The sequence below is a fragment of the Vulcanisaeta sp. JCM 16159 genome (assembly GCF_001316265.1).
GTDB lineage: Archaea > Thermoproteota > Thermoprotei > Thermoproteales > Thermocladiaceae > Vulcanisaeta.
Map to the genome: position 1 here is coordinate 205,604 of NZ_BBDN01000003.1, position 8,895 is coordinate 214,498.

An 8,895-nucleotide genomic window follows, 5' to 3' on the forward strand; every position below is an offset into this window, starting at 1 on the left:
AAATGCTTGAGGAGAATAACAAGCTTTGGGAAGAGGTGAAGGCGCTTAGGGAGGGTCAGGAGAAGTTATGGCAGGAGGTTAGGGCTTTGAGGGATGACCAAAACAAGCTATGGCAGGAGAATAAGAGGATAAATGAAAACATTGAGAGACTTTGGCGGGAAGTTGATGCACTAAGGGAGGTGCAGAACAAGCTCCTTGAGGAGAACAATAGAATTTGGCAGGAAATCAAGCATTACGTGAAGGCCAGGACAGGCTTTGGGAGAGGTATGATAGGCTTGATAGGAAGTTGTCGGCGATTGGCGCCAGGTGGGGCGTGCTTAGTGAGGACACCTTCAGGAGGGCTGTCGAGGAGCTGCTCAACGGGGCTGGTTATAGGGTTGAGAAGTGGAGTTACAATGACACTGAGGGCTACGTATTCGGCCACCCAAGCGTCGTTGACCTTGACATAGTGGTTAAGGATGACAGGGCCTTCGCCGTGGAGATAAAGTCCTCGGTGAGTAGGGGCGATGTTACGGCGTTTAAGCGCATTACTGAGTCTACGAGAGGGCCACGGGCAGGAAACTAGACGCCAGGTACCTAGTGACCTACTTCATTGGGGAGAGGGATGAGAAGGCAGTGATTGAGCTCGCAAGCTCCCTGGGGATAAGGATCATAGAGCCTGAGGAATTGACGAGACAGTGAGCGTGGTTTTCATGAGGCTTAGAAGAATCCTCGATTTACTGAATAAGTACTTAAGCGAATTCAGGGATGTGCGTAGGGGTGGTGGGAGTTTACGCAATTGAGAGGCTTGCCCAATTAACGATACAAGCCTTGCTGGACTTGGGTGCAATGCCTGCCATTGAGCTCAGGGGCAAAAGGCCTGAGACCTACGGTGGCATTGCTGATTACCTATCCAATAAACTTGACCTAGGCGAAGACTTAAGGAGGTTCTTGAGGGGTCTCGCCGGCTTTAGGAATGTGTTGGGTCATGGATACGCGGAAAATAATAGGGGCCTTGAGGAAGGAGGCATTTAAGGAGCTCGAGAGACTCAGCAACTTCATAGGCAGCGTTGGTGATCCAGAGCAGGTGGGCATTGAGGAGTTGAGGATTAGGTTAAAGCCCGTGTTCGAGAGGTACGGCGTTAAGTACGCGTTCCTATTCAGCTTGAGGGCCAGGGCTGGGGTGGATAGGGACTACGACATCGCCGTTTCAGCAAGCCTCAGGAGCGCCCTGGAACTCGGCGGGTTAATAGTGGATATAGCTGTGACGCTAGACGTAACCGAGGACCTGGTCGAAGTGGTACACCTAGGGAGCGCGGGTGCCTCAATCCTCTACTCAGTGATTAATGACGGCGTGGTGATCTACGGCAATGAGGACGAGGCCATGAACTACCTATGGAGGAGGTACCTAGAGTTCCTGGCCATCAATGAGTACGTAAACCACCCAGAAAGGCGCATAGCACCTAACAGAGCCAACACCACAGACAGAGGTCTCAACAAACTAATGACCAACCAGGACACCAAGCCACTGGATAATGAGGACTAGAACGCGAGCAAGCAATAGACCAATTCGAGAACTCAGAATTAATCAACAGCCAAACCCAGAAATAGCCAGATACCACCAAACAATTAATGATTAGTACCAACCATCAAGGCAATAAACAAAAACCATGAACAGGAACAAGGACCTCACACTGGCGAGGAATTCAATGATGGTTAACACGGCATAGGGAGGTCATTGAGCTGCCCCTGGCTTTAGTCTTCCTTGTTGTTTTTAGAAATTTCTAAACGTGGCCGGGGAATAAATAGTTAACATGGCCTGCCCGTGGTTGTGGATGGTTGTTTGAGTGTTTTGGCTTTTTATCTGCTTATTGGCCTTTCACTAGTTTGTTTATGTACTTTATCCATGGTGTTATTACCTCAGTTGTCTCTGGGTGTTTCTGTGTTGCTGTTGTTATTAATTCGGCTGTTGCCTTCATCACCTCCTCAATGGCGTTTATGATGGCTTCCCTGCCCAGCCTCTCCTCGGTTATTGCCTTCGTGATCTCTTCCATATATTTCAATTCCCTATTGATGTCTATTGCGCCCTAACCACTACCCTATTCGTCCTAGTCCCATACTTATAATGCAGCGGCTCCAGGTAATGCTGTGTGCCATCAACATGCACGGCCACGTAGTAGAAATTCAACCTCTTACTCACCCTGTAAATCCCCTTAATCGGTGCACCGCACCTAGGGCACCTACCCTGCATATCACCACTTATTTTAACTAATTAATTCAATTTTACATGAGTATAAATAATTAATTATTAATTAATAATAACTGGACTAAACTCCATGGTTATGGTGTGGCGGAGGCTGGGCTTAATTACCCTAGTTGTTGCAACAGCTGGGGTAACTTACTGTGGTTGTTACTGGGTTTATTGATCGTGAGGAGGAGTTGAGGGTTCTGGGCAGTGCGTATGCCTCGAGGCCCTGCCTGGTCGTTATTTATGGTAGGCGTAGGGTTGGTAAGACCAGGCTTATTCTTAAGTGACGCAGCAGGTCTGGTGCTAGGTGTATTTACTACCACGCATTTGTCGGTGAGGATTATGCATCGATGGCGTCATAGGGAGGTTATTCCTCGAGCCTGGCTCCCCACTCAGGGACGAAGCATTCTTCCTATTAGGGAGGGATTTAGGGAGTACTCAACGTATTACAGCGTCATTAAGACCGTTGCCTAGCTCGGTGAGTTGACGTGAGGAGGATTACTCATGAACTCGAGACCAAGGCCGTATACAAAACCACTCGAGGGTTATGAACATAGGCTCCACGTAATTGCTAGGAACCACAGCGGGTCCAGGCCTTCCAATGCGGATTTGGTGGCCATGGGCGACGTGCCATTCATGATGGGCAGTGGGGAGGACGTAGGCACTGCCTCATTAATGCGTTCCTATGACTCAACTTCCCTCTTTAACTCCATTAGTGCGTTCTCGAGTTCATTAGTCCATTTCACCCTTGCCTTCAGCTTCTCCACACGCCTAACCAACTCCCTCATGAGCAGTTTCACGTCTACCACGGCCTCCTCCCTGTTTCTGTATTTACTCATTGCCATGTCTGGGTCCGGCCCATTGTATTGATAAGCATGCAGGTTCAATGCGGTGCTCGTGACGAAGGACAGCCCCTCATGCCCAATTTCCTCAAGCATCTGCGACAGCGCCTTCATCCTACCTGTCGGTATCCTAGGAACAGCCCTTTCCATGAGCCACTTCCTCTCCTCCTCAGTCTTAGCTAACTTAATCAAATTATCAACCTCGAGCCTCAGCAAGGCTGCAAGCAAAGCCCTCCAAGCCTGAAACGCCTTACCCGCGGCGTTCCTGACAAGGCCCCTGGCCAGGAAGTCAAGGGCTAACCTAGCCTCGACCAAAGCCTCAAGCAGTCTAGCCGCTATGTAATCTTCCGTGGTTGGTTTAGGCAAAGGCCTCTCAAGAACCTCCACATCTACGCACCAATACCCAACCAGCTACTTAAATACTTATTTACTTATTGAGAGTTACTCACTTTCCTGTAGTAAACTCGTCGTTCTAGGCCTACCTCTACGGCACTTCACCACTCACACAATCACTAATTAATTATTCCTTACCCTCACTGCCCCAGTTATCTTTTGTGCTTCTTGGACCATCCTTTCTATGTCTAGCAGCCTCCTCCTGAATAATTCACTGTCAAGCTTTGCTTCATGGAATCCCCAGGCGCATAGGTAATTCGCGGTGTCCCAAGCCTCCTCAAACCACTTACCAGGCTTATCGGCTATTACCGCCACTGCCCTAGCAAGGTCAATCACCGTCCACCTATCCTCAACCCTACTCAATACGTCATTCAAGTCGTAGTGTTGGGCGAGGGCCTTAACAACCTCCTCAGCAGCCTTGTAAAGCTTCTCGCTGGCCTGCACGGGATCTCTATCAATCAACCCCTACCCTCATTCAAGTACTTAACAGCCAGCTCAGGCCTAGCCCTCACTGTCACCTCAGGGATTAGGTTTAAGGCCTTAGTCAACACCGTTATTAACAACTCCTCAACATCAAGACCCCTCGCCATGGTCTCCTCGTACAACTCCCTCGGAACCTCAATAACCATTGCGCACATAACAAATCAACTCCAATTCCTGAACGCAAATTATTAATCCTTATGTGCGTCCTCCGCAATGCCTCTCACAATTTCTATGTAATGGCACTTGCAAAGTTGCGTTTGCTTACCAATACAAGCCTTGTTTTTCACCAGTAAGTATGCGATATTTCCTTTAATAACTTGATGACGTGTTTAACCTCTGGGTAATTTCTAACATGAATGCAGTACTTAATCCCAAGCCTTTCACAGGTTTCTATGTTTTGCCGTGAATCATCCACGAATATTACCCTGTTAGTACTTACTATATTTACTATGTACTTAAGTTCCTGTTCTTTGCTGGCAAACCTTGGCCTACCAAGAACCTCCCTAAAGATGCTCAGTAATTTATGCCTCTCCAGGAACCTTATTACGGCCTTCTCAGACTGCAGCGTTGCAATGTATTTAGTGCCTGGGAAGGTTGTAATTAATTTCTTAATTTCATCATTTAGTTCGCTTGTCTTTACGGCCTCTAGTTCATGCCTCTCCACAAACTCATGCGCCAACCAGAAGGTTTGTGTTCCGTGGGTCTCCTCAAAGAGCTTGTTAATACTTACGACCCTAATGCCCAGGTACCTGCTGAGTTCCTCCCTCAATTTTTGCCAATCAATGTTTAGCCTGGTTATTACACCGTCAAAGTCAAGGACCAGTGCGTAGTTGGCTATAGTATCTTCCATAGATTACCATCCCCTCCACGCATTAGTAATACGCCGCTGTCCATCTGCCTAATTAGGTAGTGGTCGCTTGGGAATAGGTCATACTGAGGTAGGTCCCAGGGCAGTTCACCCCACATGCCAAGGGCCAGGTAGACATATGCCAGGTTATACCTCGGGTCCTGGTATGCCCTTGCCATTGAGAGGCCCCAGAGCGGTGCCGTTGTGTGCCACTTACCGTCAACCTCGGTAACCCTGAACCTACCATTGGGGTCTTCCTTCAGATCAACTGAGTAGAAGCCGTGGGGCTCGGGGTCAAGCGCAAGTACTGCCCTTACTCCCACCTTGTTAACCTCCTCATCACTTATTGTCCTAGCCACCGAGGGCGTGCCCGTTATACCAGACAGCGATATGTGCTTGAATGGATACTCAATGCGTTCTCTGGCGTAGGACGTAACTAACTTGCCTCTGTACCATAGCGAGTCGAAGGCCACGTCCCTACCAGGTAGGTATTCCTGGATTATGAAGTCCTCGATGGATGCCCTGCCCTGGAGCACGTTCAGCCTAACCCAGAGCTTCGCCTCCTCAGGGTTATTAACCCTGAGACTAAGTCTACCACCCGCACCATGCCTAGCCCTTATCCACAGTGGGCCTCCCAATCTGGAAAATGCCTCATCAATGTCATCCAAGGTCTTGATACTCATGGTCCTAGGCACGGGCACACCTGCCTGGTCATCTTATCAACTATCACGGCCTTATCAGGGGCTATTGACTCCGGGCTCGGTAAATAAGTCCTTACGTTAATTGGGTCAAGCAATCCCTTGTTACTCGCCACTACGTTAGCCTCAACACTTGGATGTGGGTGTAGAAACTCAATACCATGCTTCCTAATTATGTCCAGTATAGTGCTTAGGAAGTTTGGGTCATCATGGCGAGGGGTCCTATATCTGGCATCAACATTGGCGAAGTGTATATAGTATGGGTTGTGGTCAGTGCCCACGAGGTATAACCTCAAATCAACCTGGCTCTCCGCAAGTCTTAGGGCATTGACGAAATTCACACCGCCAATACCGCCAACACCCGTGATTAATACCCTGGCACTTCGCATTTCCCTCAACCTCAGTGGGTATAACGCTCGCTTTTATACCTAACCACATAAAGGTTCCAGGGACCACCGTTCCTATCCACGACGCTCAGGTATAGTAGGGCCTCGCCATCGTTCATCAGTAGTGATGGCGTATCTGCGCCAAGCACGGCCTCCCTACCGATGAATAGCTTGGATAGTTGGGTTGCATCGATGAGCACATACCTAAATGAATCACCGACATTATATGGGTGATCCATAATAAAGGCAACTATGTAGCCCTATACGGCTTCTGCGAGTAGTCGTTGGATGCTGACAATAGGTAATATGTGTCGCCAACCCTGTAGACAGAGGCGTTATGCAGACTGTGCCAGGGACCAGGGACTCCGGACCCACTGACCAGGGGTTTCACGGTTATGAAGTTACCACTAATGGAGAACCTAAGTAGGTATAGACTCCTTGGGTATGGCAGTATGTTGCTCACCACCAAATCAATCATGGGCCCCCTCATGTACACGTTACACCCAAGGTCAACCTCAGTCGCGTTACCGAAGACCTGCGAGGTAGCGATTATCGTCTCATCCTTAAAGCCGGAGTCCGGGTTCCCCGAAACGGCAAGCCTAACCCTATTACCCCTCTTCCTATCCACATAGACGAGGTAATACGAGTCACCAAACCTAAAGGGCGCCGCGGTTAACCCATCCCCAACCACAGTACCAACCTCCCTAAATGAAAAACCATCAAGCGACCTATAAAAAAACGATAGAACAATCCCGAGGACCACTACAGATAGAGGCATACAAACCAATTGAACCATCAAAATCTCTAAAAACAGAACCCCAAACAGCATAATTAGTAATGCCAACAAGCACAGGCCTAACCTCAACAACACTGCCAAACGGGAACATGGACATAACAACCCAAAACCAGGGAACACCCCCAAATAAAAACTAAACCCCATTAGAAATTTCTAAAACATTATACCTGAAATTACACATCGAATACTAAATCACTATGAACAATGAATCTATTCCTTAGGAATGTCGACCTTATTGGGAAGAACGCGTGGGTTATTATTACGTGATTTGGAACCCTAATGTGCGGTGCCTTACTCAACTCAAGAACGCCGTACTTACTTCTGAAACCTAATCCTAACTTCCAACCGTCAATGGTGGCTCTATACATGGTACAGTATTGATTAAGGCCTGCTTTACACAGTAGCCAAGAAGACCACTTAATCCTGGTATAATAAATGGGTACTATGTCATCATGCGTGGTTCTAACCATGGCGTACATTATAAACTTAGCCTAATTGGGTAATACTTGATAAAACCCGTGCCTTTCGTAGTCAACGATGCATAGTGAATACCTGCTTTGATAGGTACGTAGTACGAGGAATACCCAAAATTCCACAACCTAATGCCTAGCAACGCATCATCAGCATACAGAAACGTTTCATCGATAAAGGGCTTACCATCAAAGCCGGCAGCCCTGATGGCATTAACCCTAATAACCATATAAGAACCATCGGCGTAAGTGACGAAATGCATCTTATCAGCAGTCAAGCAATCAGACAATCCATGCCCACCGCATACGCTGATACTAGTTAACATATCATCAACAGCCCAACCAGCCGCATAAATCGTTTTTCCATCTCCGTAATAGATTAGTCCGCTTACGGCTCCCACCTTCTCGTCTCCCTCCATGTGCTCGATTAGTTTGGTTAGTGATTCCTGTGTTGGTATTAGGTCGTTGTTTGCGAAGGCCACGTACTTCGAGTCCGGGTCCCTGGCCTCCCAACCAACGTTCATACCCCCTGCATAGCCCAGGTTCCTCTCATTGCGAATAACCTTCACCCTAACACCACTTGGCCTATGCTCCTCAACAAACCTCCTAATACGCTCGAAACTACCGTCAGTTGAGGCATTATCAACAACAATCAACTCATAATCATCAAAATCAAGGTTAAGAAACGACTCAAGACTCCTAAGTACAATGTCAATAAAGCCCATACTATTAAAATTAAGCCATATGACTGAGGCCTTAACCACAGGTTGAGAGCGCCAGAGTATTTTTAAATTGTTAGCATCACATGGGTTGTACCAAGTGATTGGTATGAGTGAGCAGTACGTATTAGGTCGTGTTATCGTAATGCATTAGCTTTGAGTTACTACCTCATGCTCCAGTAAATTTATCAACCCATACCTATTTATCGCGCTCGCTATCCTACTGAGTTTCCTTCCACGCGTTGTTATTAGTAGTAATGCCAAGTGCTTATAGAGGGCTACACGTAGGTTGCTTAATAGCCCTATCATGTTCACGGGTTTTCCCGCCATTAATTGTCTCACCGTAGAGTAACCATAAAGTATTGCCCATGCACTTAATATTGTAAGTGGTGGTAAATGAATAAACGCTGAATAAAGCCTTGATGACCTATACACATGGTCAAGCCTTTCTACGTATGCATAGATCACATCCTTCCTACTTAGTGGCATTAGGTCATTTACCAAATGCATTATTGCATATTCCGATGGTAATTTCATTACTTTTCCATATACCCTTGGGTGTTCATGAATTATGCCTCTATACTCAATTCTATGTTTATTAAAAACCCGAATTTGCGGATCCGGAAATCCGGAATCAAGTATGAAACTTCTTGATTTAATGCAATAATTATATCTGTTAATCATTATTGCTGAGTAAATTACTCTCTATGGTGTGTTCAATTATTTTTCTCAAGTCCCTCTTTAATTTTGAGTTGAGTCTTTTATCGGTGTCTAAGTAAAGTACCCAGTCGTTTTTACACTGCCTAATTGCGAACGCTCTATCGGGCTCCACATAACCCCTTGGTTTTCTTTGGAATACCTTGGCTCCGTAGGACTTGGCGATTTCTACGGTGTCATCGCTTGAGTATCCATCAACAATTACAATCTCATCAACAACATTATCAAGCAAACCCCTCAACCAACGACCAGAATTCCTAGTAAAAGACACAAAACAAACACCAACCATCTAAATCAAGCTGAGGCATATTGCTTAT

Annotated in this window: 20 protein-coding genes and 1 pseudogene; 7 read left to right on the forward strand and 14 right to left on the reverse strand. The window is 46.9% G+C overall.

Annotated features, from left to right (window positions below):
* Positions 1 to 286: 286 nt before the first annotated feature.
* From JCM16159_RS18510 to JCM16159_RS14370, 5 genes and pseudogenes are all read left to right on the forward strand, one after another.
* Positions 287 to 367: pseudogene (locus JCM16159_RS18510) on the forward strand (DUF3782 domain-containing protein); the annotation flags it as partial.
* An 81-nt stretch (positions 368 to 448) separates the two neighbouring features.
* Positions 449 to 565 (forward strand): hypothetical protein, encoded by a 117-nt coding sequence (locus tag JCM16159_RS18515; RefSeq protein WP_367834274.1) that lies wholly within the window; start codon positions 449 to 451, stop codon positions 563 to 565.
* 14 nt (positions 566 to 579) lie between these two features.
* Positions 580 to 681, forward strand: coding sequence for a hypothetical protein (locus JCM16159_RS18520; RefSeq protein WP_367834268.1), 102 nt, complete (start codon positions 580 to 582; stop codon positions 679 to 681).
* A gap of 81 nt (positions 682 to 762) precedes the next feature.
* Positions 763 to 1,014 (forward strand): DUF86 domain-containing protein, encoded by a 252-nt coding sequence (locus JCM16159_RS14365; RefSeq protein ID WP_243665818.1) that lies wholly within the window; start codon positions 763 to 765, stop codon positions 1,012 to 1,014.
* Positions 968 to 1,525: a hypothetical protein gene (locus JCM16159_RS14370; protein ID WP_243665819.1), complete on the forward strand. Its 558-nt coding sequence runs from the start codon at positions 968 to 970 to the stop codon at positions 1,523 to 1,525. Before JCM16159_RS14365 ends, JCM16159_RS14370 begins: the two co-directional genes overlap by 47 nt.
* A 322-nt stretch (positions 1,526 to 1,847) precedes the next feature.
* Here the strand turns inward: JCM16159_RS14370 and JCM16159_RS04060 are convergent, their stop codons facing one another.
* Both JCM16159_RS04060 and JCM16159_RS14375 read right to left on the reverse strand, forming a co-directional pair.
* Complete coding sequence (locus JCM16159_RS04060; RefSeq protein WP_054857033.1) at positions 1,848 to 2,033, reverse strand: hypothetical protein; 186 nt, start codon at positions 2,031 to 2,033, stop codon at positions 1,848 to 1,850.
* Between the two features lie 23 nt (positions 2,034 to 2,056).
* The gene (locus JCM16159_RS14375) at positions 2,057 to 2,230 is read right to left on the reverse strand and encodes a hypothetical protein (protein WP_243665820.1); all 174 of its coding nucleotides are present in this window, start codon (positions 2,228 to 2,230) and stop codon (positions 2,057 to 2,059) included.
* Positions 2,231 to 2,382: 152 nt separating this feature from the next.
* On the opposite strand from JCM16159_RS14375, the gene JCM16159_RS18525 reads away from it, so the two are divergent.
* Both JCM16159_RS18525 and JCM16159_RS18530 read left to right on the forward strand, forming a co-directional pair.
* A complete protein-coding gene (locus JCM16159_RS18525) occupies positions 2,383 to 2,514 on the forward strand; it encodes a hypothetical protein (RefSeq protein ID WP_367834269.1) in 132 nt (43 codons plus the stop codon).
* Between the two features lie 55 nt (positions 2,515 to 2,569).
* Positions 2,570 to 2,701: a hypothetical protein gene (locus JCM16159_RS18530; protein WP_367834270.1), complete on the forward strand. Its 132-nt coding sequence runs from the start codon at positions 2,570 to 2,572 to the stop codon at positions 2,699 to 2,701.
* Positions 2,702 to 2,910: 209 nt separating this feature from the next.
* On the opposite strand, the gene JCM16159_RS04065 is transcribed toward JCM16159_RS18530, so the two are convergent.
* From JCM16159_RS04065 to JCM16159_RS04105, 12 genes are all read right to left on the reverse strand, one after another.
* Positions 2,911 to 3,456 carry a PaREP1 family protein gene (locus tag JCM16159_RS04065; protein WP_054857034.1) on the reverse strand — a complete coding sequence of 182 codons (546 nt, stop codon included), beginning with the start codon at positions 3,454 to 3,456 and terminating at the stop codon, positions 2,911 to 2,913.
* A 129-nt stretch (positions 3,457 to 3,585) separates the two neighbouring features.
* Complete coding sequence (locus JCM16159_RS04070) at positions 3,586 to 3,924, reverse strand: PaREP1 family protein (protein ID WP_243665821.1); 339 nt, start codon at positions 3,922 to 3,924, stop codon at positions 3,586 to 3,588.
* Entirely contained in the window at positions 3,921 to 4,091 is a 171-nt protein-coding gene (locus tag JCM16159_RS14380) for a hypothetical protein (protein ID WP_243665822.1), read from the reverse strand. Before JCM16159_RS14380 ends, JCM16159_RS04070 begins: the two co-directional genes overlap by 4 nt.
* A 137-nt stretch (positions 4,092 to 4,228) precedes the next feature.
* Complete coding sequence (locus tag JCM16159_RS04075; protein ID WP_054857035.1) at positions 4,229 to 4,795, reverse strand: HAD hydrolase-like protein; 567 nt, start codon at positions 4,793 to 4,795, stop codon at positions 4,229 to 4,231.
* Entirely contained in the window at positions 4,780 to 5,487 is a 708-nt protein-coding gene (locus JCM16159_RS14385; RefSeq protein ID WP_243665823.1) for a hypothetical protein, read from the reverse strand. Before JCM16159_RS14385 ends, JCM16159_RS04075 begins: the two co-directional genes overlap by 16 nt.
* Entirely contained in the window at positions 5,472 to 5,879 is a 408-nt protein-coding gene (locus JCM16159_RS14390) for a hypothetical protein (protein ID WP_243665824.1), read from the reverse strand. The genes JCM16159_RS14385 and JCM16159_RS14390 overlap by 16 nt, the downstream gene beginning before the upstream one ends.
* Positions 5,880 to 5,890: 11 nt before the next feature.
* Positions 5,891 to 6,115, reverse strand: a complete 225-nt coding sequence (locus JCM16159_RS14395; RefSeq protein WP_243665825.1) for a hypothetical protein — start codon at positions 6,113 to 6,115, stop codon at positions 5,891 to 5,893.
* An 11-nt stretch (positions 6,116 to 6,126) separates the two neighbouring features.
* Entirely contained in the window at positions 6,127 to 6,654 is a 528-nt protein-coding gene (locus JCM16159_RS14400) for a hypothetical protein (RefSeq protein ID WP_243665826.1), read from the reverse strand.
* Between the two features lie 191 nt (positions 6,655 to 6,845).
* Positions 6,846 to 7,151: a hypothetical protein gene (locus JCM16159_RS04090; protein ID WP_054857036.1), complete on the reverse strand. Its 306-nt coding sequence runs from the start codon at positions 7,149 to 7,151 to the stop codon at positions 6,846 to 6,848.
* On the reverse strand, positions 7,151 to 7,906 hold the full coding sequence (locus tag JCM16159_RS04095) for a glycosyltransferase family 2 protein (RefSeq protein WP_054857037.1): 756 nt from the start codon (positions 7,904 to 7,906) through the stop codon (positions 7,151 to 7,153). Before JCM16159_RS04095 ends, JCM16159_RS04090 begins: the two co-directional genes overlap by 1 nt.
* 105 nt (positions 7,907 to 8,011) lie before the next feature.
* Entirely contained in the window at positions 8,012 to 8,398 is a 387-nt protein-coding gene (locus JCM16159_RS04100) for a hypothetical protein (protein ID WP_054857038.1), read from the reverse strand.
* A 139-nt stretch (positions 8,399 to 8,537) separates the two neighbouring features.
* A complete protein-coding gene (locus tag JCM16159_RS04105) occupies positions 8,538 to 8,867 on the reverse strand; it encodes a glycosyltransferase (protein WP_243665828.1) in 330 nt (109 codons plus the stop codon).
* Positions 8,868 to 8,895 lie beyond the last annotated feature (28 nt).